Raw genomic sequence first — 26,676 nt, 5'->3', positions numbered from 1 at the left:
TCATAGGGGATACATTGTTAAACGTAATATAAATTTTCTGAAGGATACACTGGATCACATGTCACATCAATCCCTAAATCACGTAAAATTTGACCATCATCTTTATTCAACATCACAGTTGAATGGGCTTGGCAACCAACTAATTCATTCAATTTATCGTAAGCTGCTTGAGCGGTTGGATTAGTAACTGCACTAATCGCTAAAGCAATCAAAACCTCATTGGCATTCAAAGCTGTAATTTTACTATTCAAATCATTGGTTTTTAATCCTTGAATCGTTTCAAGAATCACAGGGGATAATAATAAAATATCATCTGTAATATTTGCCAATGTTTTCAATGAATTCAATAATGCAGCAGAACATGAATCCATTAATTTACTTGAACGCCCTGTAATAATTTGACCATCAGGTAATTCCAACGCAATGACAGCCACCGGTGTATCATCCAGAGAGGTAGCCATTTTTAATTTATCAGCATACTCACGTGCGGGCATAACTGGCGAACGATCTGCCTGTCTCAAGAGCATTTCTTCCATAATTAATTTACTACGTTGTAATACTTCTTCATCAACAATCCCTTTTTTAAAATCGTTGGCTGTGGCAAAATAACGACGAATAATTTCTTGTTTAGAAGCTTCTTGAACCACTTCATCATCTGTAATTCCAAACCCAACACGATTGACACCCATATCAGTGGGTGACTGGAAGACAGATTCTTTACCCGTTATCTTCTCAATAATACGTTTGATAACTGGAAATGTCTCTAAATCACGATTATAATTTACCACGACCTCGTTATATTTTTCATAATGGAAAGAATCAATCATATTAATGTCTTTTAAATCAACAGTAGCCGCTTCATACGCGACATTAACCGGATGTTTTAGTGGCAAATTCCAAACTGGAAAGGTTTCAAATTTAGAATAATCTGCTTTACGTCCTAATCGACTTTCGTGATATAGTTGATTTAAACAAGTCGCTAATTTACCGCTTCCCGCTCCTGGTGCTGTTACGACCACGATTGGTTTAGTTGTTTCAACATAGTCATTTTTACCAAAACCTTCATCACTCACGATTTTATCAACATTTGAAGGATACTCTTCAATTGATGAATGTTTATACACCTTAATACCACGGCGTTCTAATTTATTAATAAATAATTTTGTAGCTGGTTGACCGCTGTAACGTGTAATAACCACACTATTAACTGCCAATTCATACTCTTTCAAATCATCAATTAAGCGTAATATATCCATGTCATATGTAATACCATAATCTCCACGAATTTTATTTCGTTCAATATCTCCAGCATACATACAGATGATAATTTCTGTTTGGTCTTTTAAATGGTGGAGCAACTTGATTTTGGCATCTTCATCAAAACCTGGTAAAACTCGTTTAGCGTGTTTATCGCCAATTAGTTTACCCCCAAACTCCAAATACAATTTATCGTAATGGTTAACTCGTTCAAGAATATATTTTGATTGTTCCTCAATATATTTCTCTGGATCAAAGCCTAATTTTTTCATGTCGCTACCTCCGTTTTTTTTTCAATCAAGAATTTATTATAAACTAAAAATCCCTTTTAGCAAGCCTTTTGTAGCAACTTTCTGATAAAATAAAAAAGCTAATAATTATCCATCAATAGGGCATATTTTTATGGTATCATAGTATCGAACCCCAAAAAAAGAGGAGGGATTTTTTGACTATCGAAGAAGGCTATATGCCTTATCTAAATTATCAAACTTATTACCGAATTGTCGGGTCTCCTAATCCAACTAAAAAACCGTTAATTTTACTTCACGGTGGACCTGGTTCAACTCATAACTATTTTGAGTTGTTCGATCAACTTGCCTTGGAAGATGACCGCCAAATTATTATGTATGACCAATTAGGCTGTGGAAAATCTGCAACAGATTCTCGTCCGGATTTATGGCACGCTAAAACATGGTTAAATGAATTAATGGCACTACGTGATTTTTTAAATATTACCGAGTGTCATATTTTAGGTCAATCATGGGGAGGTATGTTAGCAATTGAATACCTTTGCGATCATAAGCCAACTGGCATTCTAAGCGTCATTCTTTCCAGTACCTTACCTTCAGCTGAGCTGTGGGCACAAGAACAACACCGTATGATAAAATTAATGAGTCCACCCCATCAAAAAGCTATTGCTGAAGCTGAGGCAAGCGATGACTTTACAAAACTAGCTTACTTAGAGGCTAACGATGAATTTATGAAACGCCATGCGGCAGATGTTCCTAGCCCTGACTCACCAGAACCTTTACGTCGTAAAAAAGTTGCTGGAACTGAATCATACATTACAGCTTGGGGACCAAATGAATTTTACCCAAATGGCACCTTAGCAGGTTGGGATTACCGTGATAAACTCCATACAATCACAGTACCTACACTTATCACCAGTGGAACCGATGATTTATCAACACCTCTCATTGCTAAAACAATGAACGATCGAATTCCTAATAGTCAGTGGGAATTATTTGCAACAAGCCGTCACATGCCATTTGTAGATGAGCATGCTAAATACCTTGTTGTTTTAAAAGACTGGTTAAATAAGGTCGAACTAACTAATTAAAAAATGCTCACTATTTAATCAATAGTGAGCATTTTTTCTAACTTACTTCAGTAGGTCAAGATGCAATTGATAAACAGCACCAATCAAGCCTGCATCATTTCTTAATTTAGTTGGTTTTAGTTGTCCTACTGTTTTATTTTTTAGGTAGTTCAAACTATCATGTGCCCTTAGTAACTGATCAAACGTTTGGACTAATTTTTCAAAAAAATCAGTATTGGCACTGATGCCACCACCAATTAAAATAATTTCTGGATCAAATGCCCCTATCAAATTTAACAGACCAACTGAAACAGCTTCTGTGTAGTCATTTAAGACTTTATTAGCAATAGTATCACCACTTAAAGCTAGCGAAATAATATAACTCGCGTCATCTCCTGCTAAATTTGCTTGACCGTTACTTAATATCTCCTTATTATAACGTTGGCATAAGCCGGTAATAACAGATGCTGTGCGATTTAAAGAAAAATCCTCAATCTCTCTTTCCCAGTCTAACGTCTGTGTTAGCATGTAGCCAAATTCTCCTGCCATTCCGTGTCCTCCGCGGTAGACTTGATCATTAATGATAATTCCACCGCCGACGCCTGTTCCTAATACCAAACATAGATAGTTGCTCGCATCTTGAGCATTACCAATCCATTTTTCAGCTATTGCCGCTGCATTGGCATCATTTTCAACCCTCACTGGTAAGTTTAAAAGATGTTCCAATTCTTCTTTTAAATTGACACCATACAAATAAGTTATTGCCCCACCAGTTGTCATAAATCCATCTTTTTGAATGATACCAGGCGCACTAACTCCTACGCCTTTAACCACTCCTTGTTGACTTAACTCCGACACAATCCCTTTAAGTACCGTATATAGATCAATTTTCTTAGTGGGTGTTGCTATTTTATGTTTATTAGAAACCAATCCAGTATCCGCAACTAATCCATACTTAATTGTTGTCCCACCTATATCAATACCAATATACATGCCTTCCAGCTCCTTCCTATCTTTAACTCATTTGAGTTTACCTATTAAAGAACTTCACCGTTACTTTTAATCACTTCTCGATACCAATCAAATGACTTTTTAGGCAACCTTTTTAATGACCCATTCCCTTCGTTGTCTCGGTCAACATAAATAAATCCGTAACGTTTTTTCATCTCACCTGTTCCTGCTGAAATCAAATCAATACATCCCCATGGTGTATACCCCATCAAATCAACACCATCTTCTGATACAGCCAGTTTCATTTGCTCGATATGGGCTTTTAAATACGCAATCCGATAATCATCTTGGACTGTATCATTTTCGAGCTTATCCAACGCTCCGAAACCATTTTCAACAATAAATAATGGTAAATCATATCTATCTGTAAACCAATTCATCGCATAGCGTAACCCTTTAGGATCAATTTGCCATCCCCAATCAGATGCCTCAACATACGGATTAGCTACCAAGTCTTTAGATTCATCGTACTTATAGTGCGCTTGATTCTGATAACTAACAGCGAATGACATATAGTAGCTAAACCCAATATAATCAACACAACCACCTTTCAGCACTTCTTCATCTTCTAACGTAATATCTAAATTAAACTGATTACGTTCAAAATATTTTTTCAAGTGTTTAGGATAACTTCCTTTCACATGAACATCGGTAAACCAATACCTAGTATGCATAGCACTAACTGACATTAACATATCATCTGGCGAACAGGTTGCTGGATAAATTGGACACATCGCAATCATACAACCTATTTCAAAATTGGGATTGATTTTTCGGCCAATTGCAACAGCCTTAGCTGCAGCCACTAACTCATAATGAGCAGCTTGATACATGATTTCTTCACGGTTATCACCTTCTTTGTAGACAATACCTGAATTTGTAAAAGGAGCAAAATCATCAACATAATTAGCTTGATTATTTATTTCATTAAAAGTCATCCAATATTTTACTTTTGTTTGATAACGTTTAAAACAAACTTCAGAAAAGTTAACAAAAAAATCAATCACTTTACGATTTTTCCACCCACCATATTCTGTTACTAAATGAAATGGCATTTCGAAGTGAGACAAGGTCACAACGGGCTCAATATTATATTTTAAACATTCATCAAATAACTCATCATAAAATTTAAGTCCTGCTTCATTAGGTTCACATTCATCTCCTTTAGGAAAAATACGTGTCCAAGCAATCGAGGTTCTGAAGCACTTAAAACCCATTTCGGCGAATAACTTGATATCTTCTTTGTAATGGTGATAAAAATCAATTCCTTCATGATTAGGATAATATTCATCAGCTAAAACACCATCAGTAATCCTACGAGGCACACCATGAGCACCTACTGTCATAACATCAGCAACACTCACTCCTTTACCGCCTTCTTGCCATGCTCCTTCTAATTGATGAGCAGCTACAGCGCCACCCCATAAAAAATCATGTTTAAATACTTCTCTAGTCATAAAAAATTCTCCTTTAGTTTTGTTTTTCTATTACTTTATTACTTGCTACTACAAATGGTAGATAAATTAAAACAGATATCGCCAAACAGACAAAGCCAATCACGAGAGCTAATAGATTACCACCTGTTCCTAAGAAAGGAATAAGTGGGCCCGGTGTGGTCCAAGGAACACCAATAGCTGGTGATGGGATTAATTGAAAGACAACTGTTACTACATAACCGATCATAATATTAACTAATGGAGCTAAGATAAATGGGAAAATCAGAATTGGATTTAACACAATCGGTAGTCCAAAAATTAATGGTTCATTAATATTAAACAAACCTGGAACTAACGACATCTTAGCAATTTCACGATAATCCGAACGCCTTGAGGCGATAAAAATAGCGATAATTAGCCCTAGAGTCATGCCTGAACCACCCATATTAGCAAAGGCATCATTTAACATACCCCACGTTTCTGGGTAGGGGATGCCTTTGACTGATCCAGTAGAATTAATGTGTGCCAAGTTTGCCAAATCTGGTTCCGTAAAAATAGCAGAACGAATGGCATTTAAGGTATTTGGTCCATGGATCCCTATTGACCATAATAAATTTTGAATGAAAGCAATAAATAATATACCAAAAATATTTCCACCTAACTGACGTAAAGGTGTTTGAATACTTGTATAAATCAGCTCATTTAACCCGCCTGGGGCAACTTTTGTTAGCAAAGCACTCGCAACTGAGCAAATCATAATGGCAATAACAATCGGAATTAAACCGGAAAAGGAACGAGCCACAGCCGGTGGTACCATATCAGGCATCGTTATTTTTAAATGTTTATTTTTAAAGAGTTTCGGTAAAAATTCACCAACCAAACAGCCTACAATCATGGCAACGAATAACCCTTGGGCACCTAAATAGGTTGTTTCCATCACATTCGGACCACCCTCTTTCAGCTCAAATGGTACCGGATACAAAATGATAAAACAGGCAATACTAGTAATCCCAGCTAGCATATCATCTGCTTCAAAATGTTTTGCTAATATGCTAGCTACTAGAAAAGCAATAAAGATAGACATCAAATTAATCGTCCCATTTGCAGCTGGCGCTAAATATTGTTGCGCTTTTTCTAAATCTGGGAAGAACTTTGGTAAAAATAAAATTTTAGCAATAAATCCATCTGGTGAAAAAATCAAATTGTTAATTAAAATAACCATTGACGCTGACAATGTTAGTGGAAATATAAACATAAATGCATCACGAATAGCTGCAACATGCCGTTGATTATTTAATTTGGTTGCAATAGGTACTAAGGTTTTCTCAATAATACTATTAAACTTATCCATACAATCAATCCCTCTTTTCTTTTTGATACTTTTATTATAAATTTCTTCTCAATAATAGAAAGGGGTTTCATTGTTTTAGAATCTTTTTTGACCGAAATAAAAAAAAATCCAAGCATGGAACACTACGTTCCTGACTTGGATTTTTGTCTCAAACTATCAATCGCTAACTCGACAATAAACATTGCCGGTATTTGACTTGATAAATCATAATAACGATGGCTCCGTTCAGTCGAAATTTCATAGTCAATGATATAGTCTGATAACTTGGCTATTTTTCCATAACGATTGCCAGTAATACAGATTGTATAGATATTGCTGTCCCCTGTATTTTCAACGACCAACTCCGCTAATTCTGTCGTTTCTCCCGATGAACTAATCACAATTAATAAATTATGCCCAGTCTTTGAAAAACGACTCCTGATTGGGTAAGTTGGGTCATCAATACTAAATGAATTGTAACCAATATTTGCTAATTTTCTAGAAGCATATTTGGCTACTGAACCTGACGCCCCCATCCCACAAAAGATGATAGTCTCTGCCTCACCCATCTGATTTACCATTTGGTTGATTAAGTATTCAAGATCTTGATTAAAATTTTTAGGATTCAATATATCAAAGTGTTGCTCAAGTAGACTACTATTTTTGTCTTCTTGCCATTTATGACATTCTTTTTTAAACGATAATTTAAATTCTGGAAATGATTCATATCCTAATTTTTTAATAAAGCGAAAAACAGTTGTTGCCGAGGTATGGGTTTCCATTGCCAAATCACGGACTCTCATATACTGAACTTTTTCACTATTATTAACAATGTAACTGTAGATAGCTGACTCTGCTTCGGATAAATGATTAATCAAATTTTTATTCTGGAAAAAACTCATCTTATTCACCTACTCATTAATATTAACCGCTCTCAATTTAATATAGCACAAATTTATCTATCATAACCTAATAATGACTAAGACTTATTTTTATTCTAGATCAAACTACACTACTTTATAGCCACTCAACCTAAAAAACGTTTAGTAAGCATATCGATCATGCCTACTAAACGCTAATGAAATTATTATTTAATTAAAGGTTACTTTTCTCCAACTGTTTGACCTGCAATACGACCAAATACGATAATATCAGTAATTGCATTGCCTCCTAAACGGTTAGAACCATGGATGACACCTGTTAATTCACCAGCTGCATAAAGACCATCAATTGCTTTACCGTCTTTATCTAAGACTTCTGTCTTATCATTAATTACTAAACCACCCATCGTATGGTGTACAGATGGTGCAGCCTTCTCAATATAATATGGGCCTTTTTCAAGCGATACTAAACCACCACGGTGATCAAAATCTTTATCTTTCCCATCTTTAGCATATTTATTAACTTTTTTAACTGTTTCTTTTAAGTTTTTAACATCAATATCAAAGAATTCAGCTGCTTCTTCTAAAGTATCAGCTTTTACAATTAATTTTTGTTTTAATAACTCTTCATATTCTCCTTGATGTGCTTCCATTGTCTTAGAAATTTTGTTAATGTCTTCATTCCATAACTGATAAGTATAACTTCCTGTTTGATCTAAAATAGCGTTTGAAATAACATCACGACGCTCTAGCTCTTCTACAAAACGTTTTCCTTCTTGGTTAATTAAGACAGCACCATCAAAACGAGTATCTGCTAATAGTGAAATAACTCCTGTTTCAACGTTACAAATTGGATATGTTTGGATATTTTCCATGTTTGTTAAATCAGCACCAATTTTTTCAGCCATGACAATCCCGTCACCAGTAGAACCTTCAGTTACTGTTGACATATAGCTCTCATCCATCTTTTTATTATATTTCTTACGCATTTCAATATTTGAACCAAAACCACCTGTTGTTAAAATAACACCATCTTTACCCATATAAGAAATTTCTTGTTTTTCCTTGTTATTAGCTTTTACCCCAATAACTTTCCCATCTTTATCTTGAATTAACTCTGTAGCTGTTGTATTCAATTTAACTGGAATTTTTAATTCTTTCGCTTTTGCACGGAATTTAGTAATAACTTCTGCACCTGTATGACCTTGTGGAATCAACGCACGTTTATACGAATGTCCCCCAAATTGGAACAATTGATCTTCTAAGAAATCAACTTTAATGTCATCTCTTAACCATTCAGCGGCATCTAACGCATTTTCGGTCATGACCTTGATCATATGTTTATCACCTAGTTCATCGCCACCTTTAATGGTATCCTTTGCCATCACCTCAGGACTATCCCCTTTAATCCCAAGTTTTTTCTGTACCCAGTTATTTGGAACATTCATCTCTGCGCCAGAAATTAACGTATTGCCACCAACTGCCGGCATTTTTTCTAAAATAACTACCGATTTACCTGCTTCTTTTGCTTCAATAGCGGCACTGAAACCAGCCCCACCTGAACCAACGATGACAACATCATACGTTTGTTCTGTCTCTTCTTTCTTACTTTCCCCTGCTTTTTTGCTAACAGCAGCTAATGTGATACCTGATTTTTCAACAGCATCTTTCACTGCGGCCAAATACCCTTCACTTGTTGCACTAGAGCCTGTGACAACATCAACATCTGTCGTATTAGTCTCAATCATTTTTTTCTCTAATTCATCATAGACTGGTTCAGCCAAAACTTCATTTTCTTGATCTTCCAAAACTTTAATCTTATCTATTTGACTGTCTTTCATAGTGACCTCTACTTTAATATCACCATGTTTTCCTGTCCCTTTACCTTCAAAATTGCCATCACCCTTAGTTTGACCTGTACAACCGGCTAATAACATCACAGTTGCTGCCATAATTCCCCAACGATGTAATTTTTTCATTTTTGCTCCTCCTCTTAAAATGATGTACTATGTACATGAACAACTTTAGTATAAGAAATATCCTGCTTGTTGTATTTATCCAAATCAGTTATTTTTTATCTAAATCAGTCTACTTTGTTCAAAAATTCACTATCGGAGCTAACCATGATGAAAACCCTTAAACAAAAAATTCTTATTAGTAGCAGCCTCTTTTTTTTCATTTTATATTTATGTTTAACTATCACTATTCAACGTGAAATGACACAAACAACCTTACCACTAAACAAAGCAGCAACCGAACAATTAGTTAATAGTAAAAGCAATGAGATAAATTCTTGGATGTCAGAACGTTTGAGTGAACTTAGTTTACTTGCAAGTACTGCCAGTAGACTAGATTTGGCAACAGATGATTTCTTTTTAGAGACCCGAGATTTAGAAAAACGTCAACCGAATATCTATGATTCGATTCGGCTAGTAAGCACAAATGGTGTTTCTAAATCATGGATTGCGCCAGATTTCACAATTCGCGATCGTTTGTATTATAAAAAATTGATTCAGTCAGACGCTCCCTATACCGTTAGTAATGTCCTTGACTCTAAAGAATCTAAACACCGAATTGTGATTATCCTCTACCCTTTGCCTCGTCCTACTAGTCAACAAATCAATTACATTGCAGCGTCGGTCTCTACAGCTCAAATCGAAAATTTGACAGATGAATTGACTATTTATGATGGGGTTGGTGAATTACTTAGTGCTGAAAAAACAAAAAACAAACCCATTACTTCTGTAGATAAGCTTGCTAAAACAGAGATAGTAAGTTTTGTTAAAGAGATACCCTTGCTTCCTAATTGGCAACTTAACTATACGGTTGAAAAAAAAGAACTACTACAAAATGGGCGACATTTACAAAAATTACTTATTATTGTAGGCTGTCTCGTTTTTGCTGTTTTTTTAATTTTTCTATTATTTATTTTAAATGCCTTTGTTGCTCCTATCACCTCTTTAAGTAAAAGCATCCACAAAATTCAGCAAGGAGAGGCTTCAACTCGAGCGATTGTTTATAAAAATGATGAGATTGGCTTGCTTACCCAACAATTTAATAATATGTTAGATAGTCTGGAACACTCACAAAAATCGCAATCTTATGCACAAATACGACTCATTCAGGAACAAGTTAAACCTCATTTTCTCTATAATACTCTTGATACGATTCAATGGTTGGCAGATGCTGGTGAGACGGAAACTGTTTCTGAAATTATCACCGCTCTAAGTGATTACTTCCGTCTAGGCTTGAATAATGGTTCAGATTGGGCAACCCTGCAAGAAGAACAGCAACATGTTGCTAGCTATTTAAAAATTCAAGAAACACGTTATGAAAAACACATAAACGTCCAGTATCACCTAGCAGAAGAAACAAAAGAACTACTAGTCCCACACTTTTTATTACAACCTCTTGTTGAAAATGCCCTGTATCATGGTATCAGACCTCTTGCTGAAAAAGGTCAAAAAATTATTATTGATAGTACCTTAACAGATGACGCACTGCTCATTCATGTAAAGAATACAGGCAAACTCCCAACAAAGGAAAAAGTTAAGGCTATGAATAACTATTATCAACAAAATATTAAAGAAGAAGATCAATCCGGTTTTGGATTATATAGTATTAGTTATCGCTTACAACTTGCTTTTAACCCATCAAACGCAACTCTTTCTTTTTCAATTAGTGACGCTTTCTTTATTGTAACAATCACTATTCCTAAAGGAGTACTAAAAATATGACTTTCACCCTCTTAATTATTGATGATGAACCTATTATTCGTCGAGGTTTGGCTAATAGTGTCAAAAAAAACACCACTATTTTTACCACTATTTTACAAGCTGAATCAGCTAATGAAGCACTAGCTTATGCCAAAACACTACCTAAACCAGATGTTATTTTTGCAGACATTAACTTACCTGATATGAACGGATTGGACTTAATTAAACAATTAAAATATCTAATTCCGAATACTTTAGTTGTTGTCATTAGTGGGTATGATGATTTTAGTTATGCCAGACAAGCCATTCATCTTCAAGTATTTGATTATTTACTTAAGCCGATACCACCGTCAGATATGAAACAGTTACTGCTAAAAGTTGAAGAACAGTTACAACTTTTACCTAAAAAAATAACACCTCCCAAAGCTCGTAATTTGAGCCAAGCTGCTGCCAACTACCTTCAAGAACATTATGCTAAAAAAGATTTAACTTTAGCAATGGTGGCAGCCGATTTATTTGTAGATACCTCTTACCTTAGTAAACAAATGAAGCAGGAATTTGGGAAAAGTTTTAATGATTTTCTAACTGAATTACGTATTAGAAAAGCCTGTGAACTTTTGATGCTTGAACCAATTGCTTATCCTATTCATGAAATAGGTGAAAAAGTCGGCTATCCTAATCAACACTATTTCAGTCGTATTTTTAAACAACGTACTGGTTTTACGCCTAGTTATTATCGTAAATACCATGACTCACTTATAAAAAAAGAACCTTAGCCGCTGGCTAAGGTTCTTTTTTCGACTCAATTCCTGCAAATATATATCTCTCCGCTTCATATAACTGAGAAATTTCACCTTCATCTTTCATCCACTTTTGACACAGATTAAAATCGTCACTCTGATAATTTTTTTGTTCTTCAAAATTAAACTGACTCATCGCTTCAGCTTTTGCTAGTGGAACTTTTGCATAAGTTTGATAAGTTATCACTTTATCCTCAGCTGATAGTTGATTAAAATAACTAGATGCTTCTTCTAAAGCCTCATGAAAATGTCTAACCGTTTGTGGATTCTCTTCTACAAATTGAGAATCAAAACACCACATCACAAAATAATGCTCAATTTGATTAGAGTGCCACACAACTCGGCTATTAAATTCAGTTTGAACATCTGCGATAAAAGGTTCAATCGCAACTAAACTATTAATCTCACCTTTTCGCATGGCTTCCATCCGTTCATAGGTATTATTTAACCATTTTAAAGAAGCATTTTTTAATTGCTCTGGCATAAAATATTGTTGAAAAAAGCGAAATAGACCTCGACGATTAACACCTACCACAAAAGTTGTCTCGTCATCGGTCATGCCATTATCGACCAATTGAATCGTTCTAGTTAAGTTAGAAGTAATTTTGGCTTGCTTTCCTTCTTCCAAATAATAAAAGAAAAAGGTTGTATCACCCATCACTGCATCGACTTCGCCCAAAAGAAACTCATTTTTCCCTTGAAAAACAAAATCATCTGCTAAACGCAGCTCAACTTCAACCTTTCTTTTATCAAAAAATCCTAGTTCTTTGGCCAAAATAACCGGCAATACCAATGGGTTGATTCTATTTTGATGCAATCTAATTATAGCCATAACCATTTCCCACTTTCCTTTATTAGTAATAACCAAAAGATAAAAGTTAACCAACCATGAAAGTGATAAATCACTAATAATGGACGTGGGCCAAACTCCCTTCCCATCTCTGGATATACTTTTTGTATCTTATAATATGCTTGATACCATCTCTTGTAGCCCTGTACATAAAAAATAATTAGGCCTATGAGAAAGACCCACCAAGGAATCACGGTAAGTCCTAACATAGCCCACGCAACTAGTACTGTAATAAACTCAGGGATAATAATCAAAATTGACGCACGAAAACCGATAACATGAGGTAAGGTTCGCCTCACGCCTAAATCCTTTTCATAGTCACCTGTATTGTTAGTAGACATTAAAAATACTGTTAACATCATACAAATCCACGCATATAAAACACTGGGTAAAATCAACTGACCGACTTGGATCCAACTAGACAATAACGAACTTAGCCCACCGACAAACAGACCTGAAACAAACTCTCCAACAGGATAGACAATATATGGTTTAGGTCCTAATGAGTATGTCAACGCAGCGACTAACCCAAGTATCCCTAAGACTAGTAATAGCCAACTGTTAAGCAACCAGGTCAATCCCAAGCCAGAGATGCCTCCAATGCCCAACACCCCTAAGAGGTTTAAGACAGCATCCAATAACGTAGCATCCCCTCGGACTAGCCCCTCACTTCCAAAATGTTCTGTCAAGGTTTTATCATCTTCCTCATTTTTTAAATAGGCTCTAATCTCATTGGCCACGTTAGCCACAATATTAAAACTATACCCACAAATAAAAAATAATACTAGTGGAATTATTCTTAAGTGTCCGACTAAATAAGCTCCGAATAGACCGCTACTTAAGATTGGCAAACCTGTTGCAAAGCCTGTTCGTAATTCCATTACTGTATAGGCTCTCTTTGGGAAGCCGACTAGCCAGCTTATTAATTTTTTTATCATCCTTTGACACTCCCTGACATTAATCCTTCATAAATCTTTTTTTGTAAAACTAAATATAATAAAATCATCGGCACCATACTAATAATAATACAGGCACAAATAACTTCCCATCTTGTTTGGTTAGGACCTACAAAGCGATAAAGCGTTGTGGCAATGGTATTTAAATTTTGACTTGGCATATAGAGATAGGGCAAATAAAAATCATTGTAAATACTAATTACCTTTAGCATGATCACCGTTCCTGTGGCTGGTCTTAACAAAGGTAAAATTATTTGACGGTAGACTTGAAAATACGAAGCTCCTTCCAAAATTGCAACCTTATCTAATTCTGTCGGAATTTTTTCTAATCCCTGCAAATAAATATAAATCATCATGACATCAGCACCAACATACAACAAAATTGGTGCCCAGATAGTATTGTATAATCCCAAATTACTCACAATTTTAAAAGTAGATACTTGTGAGACTGTCATCGGCACCATGGACACAATAAAATATAGCAGAACAAGGACTTTTTTAAATTTAAAATTAAATCGTGCTAATATATAGGCGACCATCGACCCTACCAAAACACTTCCAAACACACCACATATCAGTAAAACAAATGTGAGTAAAAAGCCACGTAACATCTGGCCTTCTTGCCATGCAATCCGATAATTTTCTAAATAAAAGAAACTAGTTGGAAAGGTTAAACTCGATGCTTTCGAAAATTCCTCATGGGTCATAAAAGACCCTAAAAATAATGTTACTATAGGCAGACAGATGATGCATAACCAGGTTAACAAGCTGATATATTTCAGTGATTTAAAAACAAGCTGTTTCATAGCTGCCGCCTCTCTCTCTTAATAACAACATAACGTTGAATAATAGTTAACAAAGCAATAACTAAGGTTAATAAAACTGAAAGACTGGCTGCCATTCCAAATTTTTTATTATCAAAAGCTAACTTCATCGTCTTAACTAAGACAGTAGCTGTTCCGTTTGAACCATTCATTAAAATAAATGGCATCTCAAAAACAGATACAACGCCAATTGTTAATAAAATAAAATCCAACGTCAAGACCGTTGTGATATTAGGTAAAATAATGTACCTTACCTTATGCCAAAACGTTGCTCCTTCCATTTCAGCTACCTTATAATAAGCCGGATCGATACTTTGGATAGCTCCTAAATACAAAAGAAAACTTCTCCCAATATTCCGCCACAGCGATATACCTGCTAATGTGTAATTGACTCGCTCTGGATCTCCTAGCCACATCCCAATGAATTTCTCTAACCCCAAAAAAGTTAAAAGTTGGTCAAACGCACCCTCACCAGTAAAAAACAAACGAAACATCATCGAAATAGCAACCCCACTAATTAGTAAGGGTAAAATAAAGCTGGCTCTAAAAAATGACTGACCCCATGTTTTAAAAGATAAAATAATAGCGAAATACATAGCCACAACCATTTGTAGCAAACCCGATACTAAATAATATAAGTTTGTTTTGAAGATAGTCAAATATGTTGGATCTTGTAAAATTTTAAAATAATTAGCAAACCCGACCCATTCTTTTGATTCACTTATGCCATTCCACGAAGTAAAACTTAAATATATTAAATTAACAATTGGCCAAATGCCAAATAAACATAACAATACTACTGGAAAGAAGAGAAAGCAAAAAATAACTCGTCTTTCTCTTTTCCCCTGCAAACTAATATTATTCAGCATGAAGTTTAGCAGCCTCTTGCCATGTTTTACTTAATGAAGCAACGTAATCTGTGTATGGCTCATTTTTTTCTGGATATAGACCAATATTGATGACTTGTTGTAAGACATCAGTTAAGCGAGCGACTCCCGCTTCTTCAGCAATTTTACTATATGTGGCATCATCTTCTGGTTTTTCAGTTGCCACCGTCAAAATAACATTACTGTCTTCAATTGTTTGTTGCTGTTCTTTCGTCAAATCGGCCTTAACGGGAGACATACCATTGGCATCCACCGCATAGCCACTTTCACCTGAAATAAAGTAATCTAGAAAGGCTCTGGCTGTCGTTTTATTAGCTGATTTATTACTAACTCCTACTACTCCTGAAGCACCTAAAGGTAAGCTTGTTTTCCCTTTTGTTTCAACTGGAAAATTCATTATTTTAATAGCTTTAGATTTCTTATCTTTAGCCAATGCTTGAATCGGTATGACATCTTGCGAACCACTCATTAGCATTGCGATTTCACCTTCGGCTAATTTTTGTTGTGCTGCTTGTGAGTCTAGGGTTATCGGATCTTCTTCAATCAACTTATTTGAAGCTAACTCATAAAATAAGTCCATTACTTGACGGATTGCTTGCCCTTTAGCAAAAGCATCCCCCTCTTTTAAGGTAGCTGATTTGAATTGCTCTCCCCCAAACGATGTTAAGGCCCCTGCCCAAATAGCTACACTTTGATAATTTGTATAAAAAGGAGTACTGCCAGTATTAGCCTTAATTTTCTTAGCGGCTTCAATAAAAGTTGGAACAGTTGTTGGCACCTCTTTAATACCCGCTTCATCAAACAACTCTTGGTTATAAATAATTCCTAAAGAATTCAGAGCTGTAGGCAAACCATATACCTTATCTTCAAAATCAGCTTCAGTCACATCTAAATAATCTGACGTCATCTCATCTACTTTACCTAATGATTCAAAATAATTAGGGTATTCATTTGGCATACCTGCCATTGAAAAGGGTACAAATAAAACATCCCCATAATCATCACTTGTCATTCTGGTCATAATATTACTATCATAATCAGCAACTGCTTCCCATTTTATATCCTTAACTTCAGGGTACTTTTCAATAAAACCTTTTTCAATTTTCTCAAATAATTTATCGGCATCAGTCCGATTGGTGACAACTGTCAATTCTCCTCCAATTTTTTCAGACTGACTTTCCTCTGTCGCCTTTTTAGCACACCCTCCTAATAAGGCTGAGGTAATAAATAATCCTGTTAAAATTTTTTTCATGCTAATCTTCTCCTATTCGTTTAGTTGTTTGTTTATCAAAAAGTACCGCTTTTTCAAGATTGAACTTAATGAATAAGTCGTCTCCGACTGACTGGACTAATGGATTTATTTGTCTTACCGTTAATTTTAAACCGTGAGTATTTTCTAAATAATACAACGTTTCTTGGCCAAGATAAGCTATATTATTAATAGTGACATGGCACTCGTTAAAATTAGTTGTGACCTCAATGTGTTCACTTCGAATACCGATGATAAGTTCTTGTCCTTCATATTTGTCTGGATAACTTAATTTTCCAAGGCAATGATTCTTAATACTAAATGACCCATTTTGACAACACCCAGTGATTAAATTTATCTTTGGTTTGCCTATAAAACTTGCAACAAATAAGTCCGCCGGTTGTTGATATATTTGATGAGGCGTGCCTACTTGATGAATAACGCCCTTATTTAAAACTACAATTTTATCTGCCATTAACATCGCTTCATCTTGTGAGTGTGTTACATATAAGGTAGTGACGGAGAGAACTTTCTGTAATTTCTTTATTTCACTACTCATTTGCTCTCTTAAACTTGTATCTAAATTAGAAAGTGGTTCATCCATTAAAAATAACTTGGGCTCTCTTACAATGGCACGACCTAACGCTACGCGTTGTTTTTGACCTCCAGATAGTTCTTTAGGATACTTGTTCAAATATTCACTTAAAGATAAAAGATTTGCTACTTCCGCTACCTTCATTTGGCGCTCTTTTTTAGCTATCTTGCGAATTTTCATCCCAAAGGCTAAGTTCTCAGCGACTGTCATATGGGGGAACAAAGCATAATTTTGAAATACCATCGCAACGTCTCGTTCTTTTGGTGTCAAATCTGTCACATCTTTTCCCGCAATAGCCACATAACCACTGTCACTTTGTTCAAACCCACAAATAATATCTAACATGGTACTCTTGCCACTCCCACTCGGACCGACAAGTGCCACGAATTCCCCTTCTTCAATCAGGAGGTTTAACCTTCCTAACGCTTGCTCTTCATGAAACTTTTTAGAAATATCATGCAACTTTATATATGACATTCGTTCATCCCCTCTAATTATCGTCCTTATAAATAAACAAATTTATTTACTATGACTTGACCACGACAACTATTATACACGAATATTTCTATTTTATAGCTGCTTTTTTTATTTTATTCACCTTTAAAAAGCTAATTATTTTTAAAGATTAGTTAAAATATTTTATCGATATGACTTATCTCTCTACAATATGTTAAACTCTATAATGATAACTTTGCTATACTAGCTACAAAATAAATTAAACGAAAGTAGGAATGATCCATGACTATTGGTATTGATAAACTACATTTTTTTACACCTAATCTCTATGTTGACTTAGTTCCTCTTGCAGAAGCACGTGGGACAGATCCTGATAAATATACAATTGGGATTGGACAAAATAAAATGGCAATCAATCCTTTAAGCCAAGACACAGTATCGATTGCTGCTAATGCGGCTCTTCCTATTGTGTCAAAAGAAGAGGCTGAATTAATTGATATGGTTATCTTAGGAACAGAATCATCTTTTGATTATTCAAAATCTGGTGCCACTTACATTCATCAATTATTAGGTATTCAACCATTTGCTAAAGCTATCGAAATTAAGCAAGCTTGTTATGGGGCAACTGCTGGTCTTTTAATGGCTAGAGATTATATCAAATCACATCCTGATCGTAAAGTTTTAGTAATTGGCTCTGACATTGCTCGTTATGGGTTAAACACTGCTGGTGAAGTCACACAAGGTGCCGGTGCTGTGGCTATGTTAGTTAGTTCAAATCCTAGTATTCTCATCCTCGAGGATGACTCTGTCGCTATGACGGAAAATGTATTTGACTTTTGGCGTCCCGCTTATTCAGACACAGCAATTGTAGATGGTAAGTTTTCAAATGACGTCTATATGTCTTTTTTTAAAAATATTTGGGAAGAATATTCAAAACGGAATAACTTGACTTTCGAAGACTTTGAAGCTATTTGTTTCCATCTTCCATATTCTAAAATGGGAAAAAAAGCGTTACTCCCTCTCTTAGAATCTGAAACAGATGAAACATCTGAGCGTTTATTAGCTAACTATGCTCACAGTACCCTTTATACAAAAGAAATTGGAAATATTTATACTGGTTCACTTTATTTAGGTCTATGTTCATTATTGGATCATCAATCTAATTTAAAAGCAGGACAACGGATTGGTCTATTTAGCTATGGTTCGGGTGCTGTGGGTGAATTCTTTAGTGGGAGACTTGCTCCTAACTTTAAGGATGCGCTTTTAAGTAGCGAACATCAGCAATTATTGGCTGAACGTACAGAATTAAGTATCTCTGACTATGAAGAGTTATTCAGTGGCTCATTACCAAAAGATGGCTCTACTTTTATCTTGCCTACAAGCACTGACCCTGCCCCAATCATATTAGAAAAATTAACCGGTCATCAACGTCATTACCTAAGAAAATAATATTAAATAATTTTGGAGGAACATATATGAGAGAAGTCGTTATTGTTGGTGCAGCCAGAACACCTATCGGTAAATTTAAAGGCGCATTTAAAGATACTTCTGCTGTAGCACTAGGGACGATTGCGGTTAAAGAAGCCCTACAACGTGCAGACCTATCCCCTACCAAGGTAGATCAAGTTATTTTAGGAAATGTTTTACAAGCTGGAAATGGACAGAATCCAGCAAGACAAGTTGCGATTCATGCAGGGATTCCTCAAACGACCCCTGCCATGACGATCAATGAAGTTTGTGGCTCTGGTCTTAAAACAGTTATTTTAGGAAAGCAAGCCATCCAATTAGGGATTAGTGATACGGTTGTGGTAGGTGGGATTGAGAATATGTCCCAATCACCGTTACTGCATCATCGAATGGGAAAAGATCAAGCTTTTGATGAAAACTTATTGGTCGACTCCATGATTTTAGATGGATTAACCGATGCATTTAGCCATCAACATATGGGAACAACTGCCGAAGCCGTAGCAGAAAAATACCAAATTTCACGTGAAGATCAAGATACTTATGCTAATAAGTCACAACTTAAAGCTTATCATGCCCAACAAGCTGGCTATTTTGACGAAGAAATTGTCGCTGTTACGACACCTGATGGCTTAGTTGTCACTCAAGATGAGGGAATTCGTGGCAGTAGTACTCTTGAAAAACTAGCAACGTTAAAAACAGTCTTTCAAAAAGATGGAAGTGTCACTGCAGGCAATGCTTCCACCATTAATGACGGTGCTTCTGCCCTAGTGTTAATGGCCAAAGAAGTTGCAGAAAAAAGAGGCATTCCTTACCAAGCAATTGTTGGAGAGTATACCGAAATTGGCAATGATCCAAACTATATGGGCTATGCCCCTTATTACGCAATTAAAGACTTACTAGCAAAAATGACCTTAAAAACAACTGATATTGATCTTTTTGAAATCAATGAAGCTTTTGCCTCCCAATCACTTGCCATTGTTAAAGATCTCGATTTACCACCTGAACGTGTCAATATTAATGGGGGCGCCATTGCCCTTGGTCATCCACTAGGAGCGTCCGGTGCCCGTATCTTAACTACCTTACTTTATTCTTTAGAGCGGGAGCATAAAAAGCAAGGGATTGCCTCACTTTGTGTCGGAGGCGGCATTGGGTTAGCTTTAGCTATTTCACGTCCCGAATAAAAGGAGAATTTACTAATTATGACATCTAATATTTCACAATTCTATAAAAAAACACGTGTTGAACGCTTAGACCTTTTAAAAGAGAGTGGCTTTTTAGACAATGATTCTCTGGCACTCCTTAATGCTAGTCCCTTGCTAACTGAGGATGTAGCTAATAGTTTAATTGAAAATCAACTCGCTCAATTCCCTCTCCCTTTAGGGGTAGCTCTTAACTTTATTGTTGATAACAAAGATGTGGTAGTGCCAATGGTTGTTGAAGAACCATCCGTTATTGCCGCGGCTAGTAATGGGGCTAAATTTATGCGGAAGCATGGGGGCTTTATAACTAAAGTTCACAAACGTGCTTTAATTGGTCAAATCATCTTAACTGATATTATTGATTTTCAAGAAGCCGCACAGATTATTGAACGTCATCGTGACGATATTTTTGAACAAACAAGATTAGCTCATCCCTCAATTGTCAAACGAGGGGGGGGCCTAGAGGAAATTGACATCCGTGTAATCAAAAATGAACGGAACGAAGATGAATTTTTAACCATTCATCTGATTGTAAATGTTAAAGACGCCATGGGAGCTAATATCGTCAATACTATTTTAGAAACAGTAAGCCAGGCAATCCAAAAATGGCTAGATGCCGAATGCTTAATGAGTATCTTAAGTAATTTTAATGATCATTCTCTTGTGACAAGTCGTTGTCGTGTCGCAACTCAAGATTTAGCAAGTTCTTCTATGAGTGGTTTAGAAGTTGCCAAAAAAATTGTTGCAGCCACACGTTACGCTCAACTAGACCCTTATCGTGCAGCTACACATAATAAAGGTATTATGAATGGTATTGACTCAGTTTTAATCGCAACAGGAAATGATAGCCGAGCAGTCGAAGCTGGCGCCCATGCCTATGCTGCTCGAGATGGACAGTATCGTAGCATGAGCCGTTGGTCTTTAGATGAGGAAGGATTCTTAAATGGCGAATTGACTTTGCCCATGCCTGTCGGATCTGTCGGTGGCGCTATCAGTGTCTTACCGCTTGCTAAAACAAGTCAGCAATTAATGAAAGCCGAATCTGCATTAGATATTGCTAAAATTGTTACTTCCGTCGGCTTAGCCCAAAATTTCTCTGCCTTGAAAGCATTAGTCAGCGAAGGCATTCAAAGGGGGCATATGAGCTTACATGCCAAATCTTTAGCGATTCATGTTGGGGCAGTCAACGAAGAAATTGATTTATTATCAGAAAAATTACGTCTTGAATCAACGATGAATTCAGAAATAGCTAGTCGCTTACTACAAGACATTCGAAAAAATAAATAAAAAAAGAAGCCTAAAGGCTTCTTTTTTTTATTTTAAGATATAATAACCACCAGCACCTAATCCAACAAATATTAATAATGATAGATACCACGGCAAGACAACAATAATAAATGCTAAAACAGAAACTGTTAATAAAATTAAACCAACTAATTTACCTAAGTTAATCTTGTCAACTTTTCTTCCTTTAATTTGACTTGGTAACAAGAATGGTAAATGGCCTCTAAATAATAATAAGCTAATAACCATTAACATTAAGAGACTTACTAATAACCATTTGTTAACTGATTTGCCTTCTTTAACTTTTTCAATCACGTTATCTATCGCGACTTCTGCTACGGGAATATCTTTATCTAATTCTACCTTATTACTATCTGCAATTGTATCTGCAATAACATCTGTCAAACGACTCGGACTACCTAAATTGGCATCTTGCGTTGGCGTCCAGATCATCACTCCCAAAGAACCTAATTTTATAGAATCTTGTGTTTTAGTTTGAACTGTTTCTTTATTATTGAAGTAAAAGGTTTCACCCATGTAGGTGGCTTCATCATTAGTCAAAACCCCTTCGAAGACATCAACTAAACTATTGTAAGTAATAACTGTCTCATTTAACGCTTTAGCATAATAAGGCATCCCAGCTACTAAATGTGCCATTTTATCGCCACCCATTAAATCATTCCAGTAATTTAAAGCATTTTTTTGTAAATCAACTGGCGAATGATTCGGAAAGCCAGGCATCTGAGCATCATATGACATGATATTAATCCAATCAGCAGCATTCAATGCCGCTGGCGTAAAATGGTCCTCCCAAGTGCCTGTTGGCAAACCATTTGAACCAATACCTGTGGGAACACAGATCGATACCTTTATCGTACCATCTAATTTTGTTTTTAATTCTTTTTTTAATTCTTTGACAAAAGCTTCAAATTGAGGTGCCTTATCTTGATCAGGATACTCCCAATCAATATCAACCGTATCTAAATTATAACGATCGACAAAATCAACCACACTTGCGATAAACTGTTTACGATTTGTATCGGAGGTAGCTTCTGCAAAATTATCACTAAGACCCCAACCGCCAAGACTGACACCCACCTTAACTTTTTCTTTGTGGGCATCTTTCACTAGTTCTTTTAATTGTTCAGCACTTCCATTTTCAGTAAATTTTAATTTACCTGTCGCTTCAGGAACTACTGAAAAATAATTGACATCCGTTAACTGTTTAAAATTAATGGTGGCATCACGATGAATCATATCATAGTCAGGTAAATAGCCAACTACTTTAAATTTTGCTTGACCTGCGTAGGCTGTTGTTTTGACTCCCAAGAAGCCAAACAAAATGATAAGAAGGAATAAACTTCTCATTATAAAATTTTTCTTCATTTTCTCCCCTTAATGTCACAATCAGACATATTCAAACATCTGACGTACAACTTTTTTACCATGACTTTCTTTACAAAAAATAGCCATTATATGAGTCTATATAACTAATTACAGTAAGCACTACTAACATTTTAATATAATAAATAGGTAATAACAACTTGAATATTTCAGTTTTATATGAAAATTAGATGTCAATTATTACAATATATTTCAAAAATAGCAGTCTTTTTTTCTCAATAATAAGCAAGCATTTGGCTTAAGACATTCCAAACGCTTGCTTATTATACCTATAATTCAATTAAAAGTATAGACCTATTACTCGCTTACAAAAAATTAACGATCTCACTAATTTCAATAGCTGGATCTAAGGACTGCATCACTGGACAATGTGCCCCTATCATTTTTAAACCACGTTCTGCTTTTCCTTGATCTTCTTCAGCTACTCGAATATCGAACACTAAAGATACCATTGATAACGGTTCACTTTTTTTAGTCTCATCTCGCTTATAAGTCACATGAACTTTTTCAAATTGATAGTCAATTTTTGAATTTTTTAATATAGACTGATAGACATATGCACCACATGCTCCTACACAAGCTGCTAAAGTCTCAACTGGTGAATAACCTTCTTCACCTTTCAATAATACCCAATTGCCCGTTTCAAACGGTAATTCCATGCCTTTTTCACCTTGAACTAAGACTAAATTTTCTTGTTTCATCAGACTCGCTCCTTCTAGACAATCTTATTTTGCTCTCGCTAATATTATACCAAATTACTAGAAAAAGACCTACCTTTCTACTCATTTAGTTAAATTCAATGCCAACAAAAAAGCCAGCGACTAAGTCGCTAGCTTTTTAATTGCCTTCTTTAGTAAATACCACCCATCATTTTCTTAGTCCATGGTGAGATAATCAAAATAATAATCCCTAAAACAATCGCCATTAAACCTAAGAATCCGAAATATTGTGACTCATCTAAAACATTATATAATCTAACTAACTGAGCATTTAAACCTTGAGCTGTCGCATTTGATAGTAACCACAAACTTAACATAGTTGACTCAAATGCTTTTGGTGCCAACTTAACTGTCGCACTTTGACCAACTGGTGATAAACAAAGCTCTCCAATTACGCATAAGAAAAATGAAAGTATCAACCAGAATGGATTAATTTTGTCGCCTTCAACCATGCCCCAAGTAGGAATTACCATGATTAAGAATGAAATACCTGCAAAGAATAATCCTAAGGTAAATTTAAATGCTGTTGAAGGATTATGTTTACCTAATTTACCCCATAAACTTGAAATAACTGGTGCAAAAATAACAATAAAAATTGGGTTAATTGATTGGAAGAAAGCAGCTGGAACAGTATAATCAATTCCAATCACTTTACTTAAATCTAATTGTGTTTTTGTGTCAGCAAATGTTCCTAAGATTGATGACCCTTGCTCTTGAATTGACCAAAACATGACACCTGAAAGGAATAATGGAATATAAGCTAATAAACGTTTTTTCTCTGTTGCATCTGTCTTAGTGCTACGATACATTGATAAGAAATAAACAATCGGTAAAATTAAACCTAAACCTGTAATAAAATATGAGAACGTGTCAAACGTTAAGATACCTGTTGAATAAGTAATAGCTAAAATTGCTAATAAGGCAACAACACTAACGACTGCTCCTTTTTTATATTTTCCTTTTTCTTCTTCAGTTAAGGGATTTGGAATATCTTTCCCTACTAAACCTAAAGACTTACGATTATATACAGCATAAACAACTAAGGCTAAAGCCATTCCGATTGCAGCTGCAGCAAACCCATAGTGGAAACCTAATGTTGTCTGTAATTGACCAACAATCATCGGTGATGCAAGAGCTCCCATGTTAACTGACATGTAGAAAATAACAAAACCTGAATCCATACGAGCATCATTTTTATCGTACAAACCACCTACAACGTTGGCAATATTTGGTTTCATTAAACCTGATCCAATAATAATCAATGCCATTGATAGTAAGAATAGTGGTACCCCGCCAGGTAATGATAAAACAATATGACCTAACATAATAATTGTAGCACCAATAAATAGTGAACGTCGTGAACCTAACACCCTATCAGCTAACCATCCGCCTAATAAGGCTGTCATAAAGATTAATGCGCCGTATAATGACATAATTGATTGAGCCATTGCCATCGGCAAGCCCAAACCACCCTCTGTTACTGAATAGTACATATAGAATAAAAGAATTGCTCTCATACCATAGTAACTAAATCTTTCCCAGAACTCTACAAAGAATAGAATTCCTAATCCTTTTGGATGTCCGAAGAAGCCAGTCCTTGGAACACTCTCAATCATCTCTTCACGTGTATATCTCATTTTACCCACACTCTCTTTATTTAAAATTATTTTATATGAATTAAAATACAAGTTTAATACATAAATGAGAAAATTACAATAGGTTTCATTAGTTAAATTAAAAAACGATGAAAATAATCAGTAAATAAAAAGAAAAACACCCATAATACAAAAACGGTTTAAAACCTTACAACATCAAGCTTTCAACCTAATTACCCATCAAATAAATTCGTGCAAATAAAAATAATTCTAAATTATTATTTCAGACATTAAAAAAACACTCATTAATAATGTAGATTAAGAAAGAATTCTCATGTCGTCTTCAAATCTTTCTCTTCTTTCACTCATAATAAAACAGAAAGAACGCTAGTCTAATAAAGACTAGCGTTCTTTTATTACGAATATGGTATCTGTTAGTCAGTTGCTTGATCAGCAGAAATAGTTGGCTGAACCCCTTTTTCACTGACAATCGCGACTAATAAGTTATTAACCAATTTTACACGTTGCTCAGTAGTCAAGGTCAACTCTTGATTCAACGTCAAACGTTCGATGGCCGATTGTGTAATATCAACAGCTCCTTCTACAATCAATTGACGCGCTTTTAAAATTGATTTAGCTTGCTGACGCTGTAACATGGCACTGGCAATTTCAGTTGAGTAAGCTAGATGTGTCAAGCGCGCTTCTAAAACTTCCACCCCTGCTACTGATAGTCGTTCTTGAAGCTCTGTTGCCAATTCTTCTGAAATCTCACTGACGTTCCCTCTTAAAGATACTTCATCATCATCTCCATCGTAAGAATATTTCGTTGCAACATGACGAATAGCTGTCTCACTTTGAATTTCAATAAAATTAGTATAGTAGTCTACTTCAAATAACGCTTTTGCTGTATCTACAACACGATAAACCACTACTGCTGCAATCTCAATAGGATTACCATCCAAGTCATTTACTTTCATCTTAACACTATTAAAGTTATTTACTTTCAATGACACCGTTGATTTGTTCGTTAAAGGAACCGTCATAAATAAACCTGGCTCACGGATCGTTCCGATATAATTACCAAAAAACGTCAACACTTTAGATGTATTTGGCGCTACAATCATCAAAGATGAGATAAATAGTCCTGCGATTATTAATAATAACACCCCTAACAAAACGAGACCTACCTTAACTTCCTCAGTACCTGTTCCAATAGAAAACCCTTGGTAAAAAAGAGAAAGTGATCCAATTAAAAGAACAATCATAACTACTAGGCCAATATACCCATTAACAGCAAAGGCTTTTTTCTCTTGCATATATATTCCCCCTATCTTTTAGATTATTATACCACACTCTTTTTAACCCACTTAACCAACCATCTTAATACTAGATTATCAATCGACATTGCGATATTACTTTAACTATAACTCATCTTCTTTTAT

The 26,676-nt window shown here is 35.4% G+C and carries 22 protein-coding genes; 6 read left to right on the top strand and 16 right to left on the bottom strand.

Going from position 1 to position 26,676, the window contains the following annotated elements; genetic code table 11:
- Window positions 1–17: 17 nt before the first annotated feature.
- Entirely contained in the window at window positions 18–1,529 is a 1,512-nt protein-coding gene (locus tag OL234_RS01875) for a DUF1846 domain-containing protein (protein WP_275469482.1), read from the bottom strand.
- Window positions 1,530–1,702: 173 nt separating this feature from the next.
- Between OL234_RS01875 and pepI the strand changes: the two genes are divergently transcribed.
- Window positions 1,703–2,596 (top strand): proline iminopeptidase, encoded by an 894-nt coding sequence (pepI, locus tag OL234_RS01870; protein ID WP_275469481.1) that lies wholly within the window; start codon window positions 1,703–1,705, stop codon window positions 2,594–2,596.
- Window positions 2,597–2,638: 42 nt separating this feature from the next.
- Here pepI and OL234_RS01865 read toward each other — a convergent pair whose 3' ends face one another.
- The 5 genes from OL234_RS01865 to OL234_RS01845 form a co-directional block, all read right to left on the bottom strand.
- Window positions 2,639–3,568 (bottom strand): ROK family protein, encoded by a 930-nt coding sequence (locus OL234_RS01865; protein WP_275469480.1) that lies wholly within the window; start codon window positions 3,566–3,568, stop codon window positions 2,639–2,641.
- 44 nt (window positions 3,569–3,612) lie between these two features.
- Window positions 3,613–5,043, bottom strand: coding sequence for a 6-phospho-beta-glucosidase (locus OL234_RS01860; protein WP_275469479.1), 1,431 nt, complete (start codon window positions 5,041–5,043; stop codon window positions 3,613–3,615).
- Window positions 5,044–5,056: 13 nt separating this feature from the next.
- Window positions 5,057–6,373 carry a PTS sugar transporter subunit IIC gene (locus tag OL234_RS01855; RefSeq protein ID WP_275469478.1) on the bottom strand — a complete coding sequence of 439 codons (1,317 nt, stop codon included), beginning with the start codon at window positions 6,371–6,373 and terminating at the stop codon, window positions 5,057–5,059.
- A gap of 122 nt (window positions 6,374–6,495) precedes the next feature.
- Window positions 6,496–7,254 (bottom strand): MurR/RpiR family transcriptional regulator, encoded by a 759-nt coding sequence (locus OL234_RS01850; protein ID WP_275469477.1) that lies wholly within the window; start codon window positions 7,252–7,254, stop codon window positions 6,496–6,498.
- 200 nt (window positions 7,255–7,454) lie between these two features.
- Entirely contained in the window at window positions 7,455–9,212 is a 1,758-nt protein-coding gene (locus OL234_RS01845) for a flavocytochrome c (protein WP_275469476.1), read from the bottom strand.
- A 147-nt stretch (window positions 9,213–9,359) separates the two neighbouring features.
- On the opposite strand from OL234_RS01845, the gene OL234_RS01840 reads away from it, so the two are divergent.
- Window positions 9,360–10,970 (top strand): sensor histidine kinase, encoded by a 1,611-nt coding sequence (locus OL234_RS01840; RefSeq protein ID WP_275469475.1) that lies wholly within the window; start codon window positions 9,360–9,362, stop codon window positions 10,968–10,970.
- Window positions 10,967–11,725, top strand: coding sequence for a response regulator transcription factor (locus tag OL234_RS01835; protein WP_275469474.1), 759 nt, complete (start codon window positions 10,967–10,969; stop codon window positions 11,723–11,725). The genes OL234_RS01840 and OL234_RS01835 overlap by 4 nt, the downstream gene beginning before the upstream one ends.
- A gap of 7 nt (window positions 11,726–11,732) precedes the next feature.
- On the opposite strand, the gene OL234_RS01830 is transcribed toward OL234_RS01835, so the two are convergent.
- From OL234_RS01830 to OL234_RS01805, 6 genes are read right to left on the bottom strand one after another with little or no spacing between them, the layout of a single operon-like run.
- Window positions 11,733–12,581, bottom strand: coding sequence for an ABC transporter substrate-binding protein (locus OL234_RS01830; protein ID WP_275469473.1), 849 nt, complete (start codon window positions 12,579–12,581; stop codon window positions 11,733–11,735).
- Window positions 12,572–13,537 carry a prenyltransferase gene (locus tag OL234_RS01825; protein WP_275469472.1) on the bottom strand — a complete coding sequence of 322 codons (966 nt, stop codon included), beginning with the start codon at window positions 13,535–13,537 and terminating at the stop codon, window positions 12,572–12,574. The genes OL234_RS01830 and OL234_RS01825 overlap by 10 nt, the downstream gene beginning before the upstream one ends.
- Window positions 13,534–14,361, bottom strand: a complete 828-nt coding sequence (locus OL234_RS01820) for a carbohydrate ABC transporter permease (protein WP_275469471.1) — start codon at window positions 14,359–14,361, stop codon at window positions 13,534–13,536. The genes OL234_RS01825 and OL234_RS01820 overlap by 4 nt, the downstream gene beginning before the upstream one ends.
- Window positions 14,358–15,248 (bottom strand): carbohydrate ABC transporter permease, encoded by an 891-nt coding sequence (locus OL234_RS01815; protein ID WP_275469470.1) that lies wholly within the window; start codon window positions 15,246–15,248, stop codon window positions 14,358–14,360. The genes OL234_RS01820 and OL234_RS01815 overlap by 4 nt, the downstream gene beginning before the upstream one ends.
- Window positions 15,238–16,518, bottom strand: a complete 1,281-nt coding sequence (locus OL234_RS01810; protein WP_275469469.1) for an ABC transporter substrate-binding protein — start codon at window positions 16,516–16,518, stop codon at window positions 15,238–15,240. The genes OL234_RS01815 and OL234_RS01810 overlap by 11 nt, the downstream gene beginning before the upstream one ends.
- A gap of 1 nt (window position 16,519) precedes the next feature.
- On the bottom strand, window positions 16,520–17,587 hold the full coding sequence (locus OL234_RS01805; protein ID WP_275469468.1) for an ABC transporter ATP-binding protein: 1,068 nt from the start codon (window positions 17,585–17,587) through the stop codon (window positions 16,520–16,522).
- A 261-nt stretch (window positions 17,588–17,848) separates the two neighbouring features.
- On the opposite strand from OL234_RS01805, the gene OL234_RS01800 reads away from it, so the two are divergent.
- From OL234_RS01800 to OL234_RS01790, 3 genes are read left to right on the top strand one after another with little or no spacing between them, the layout of a single operon-like run.
- Window positions 17,849–19,015, top strand: coding sequence for a hydroxymethylglutaryl-CoA synthase (locus OL234_RS01800; RefSeq protein WP_275469467.1), 1,167 nt, complete (start codon window positions 17,849–17,851; stop codon window positions 19,013–19,015).
- A 26-nt stretch (window positions 19,016–19,041) separates the two neighbouring features.
- Complete coding sequence (locus tag OL234_RS01795; protein ID WP_275469466.1) at window positions 19,042–20,214, top strand: acetyl-CoA C-acetyltransferase; 1,173 nt, start codon at window positions 19,042–19,044, stop codon at window positions 20,212–20,214.
- Window positions 20,215–20,232: 18 nt separating this feature from the next.
- On the top strand, window positions 20,233–21,519 hold the full coding sequence (locus OL234_RS01790; RefSeq protein ID WP_275469465.1) for a hydroxymethylglutaryl-CoA reductase, degradative: 1,287 nt from the start codon (window positions 20,233–20,235) through the stop codon (window positions 21,517–21,519).
- Window positions 21,520–21,546: 27 nt separating this feature from the next.
- Here OL234_RS01790 and OL234_RS01785 read toward each other — a convergent pair whose 3' ends face one another.
- The 4 genes from OL234_RS01785 to OL234_RS01770 form a co-directional block, all read right to left on the bottom strand.
- Window positions 21,547–22,902: a glycosyl hydrolase family 18 protein gene (locus tag OL234_RS01785; RefSeq protein WP_275469464.1), complete on the bottom strand. Its 1,356-nt coding sequence runs from the start codon at window positions 22,900–22,902 to the stop codon at window positions 21,547–21,549.
- Window positions 22,903–23,225: 323 nt separating this feature from the next.
- Window positions 23,226–23,621, bottom strand: a complete 396-nt coding sequence (locus OL234_RS01780; protein ID WP_275469463.1) for an OsmC family protein — start codon at window positions 23,619–23,621, stop codon at window positions 23,226–23,228.
- 149 nt (window positions 23,622–23,770) lie between these two features.
- Window positions 23,771–25,252: a peptide MFS transporter gene (locus OL234_RS01775; RefSeq protein ID WP_437184431.1), complete on the bottom strand. Its 1,482-nt coding sequence runs from the start codon at window positions 25,250–25,252 to the stop codon at window positions 23,771–23,773.
- A gap of 416 nt (window positions 25,253–25,668) precedes the next feature.
- Window positions 25,669–26,550 carry an SPFH domain-containing protein gene (locus OL234_RS01770; RefSeq protein WP_275469461.1) on the bottom strand — a complete coding sequence of 294 codons (882 nt, stop codon included), beginning with the start codon at window positions 26,548–26,550 and terminating at the stop codon, window positions 25,669–25,671.
- Window positions 26,551–26,676: the final 126 nt, after the last annotated feature.

Origin of the sequence: Vagococcus intermedius, assembly GCF_029144185.1 — a bacterium.
Classification (GTDB): Bacteria; Bacillota; Bacilli; order Lactobacillales; family Vagococcaceae; genus Vagococcus_D; species Vagococcus_D intermedius.
This window is presented reverse-complemented; position numbering and strand designations above follow the sequence as displayed.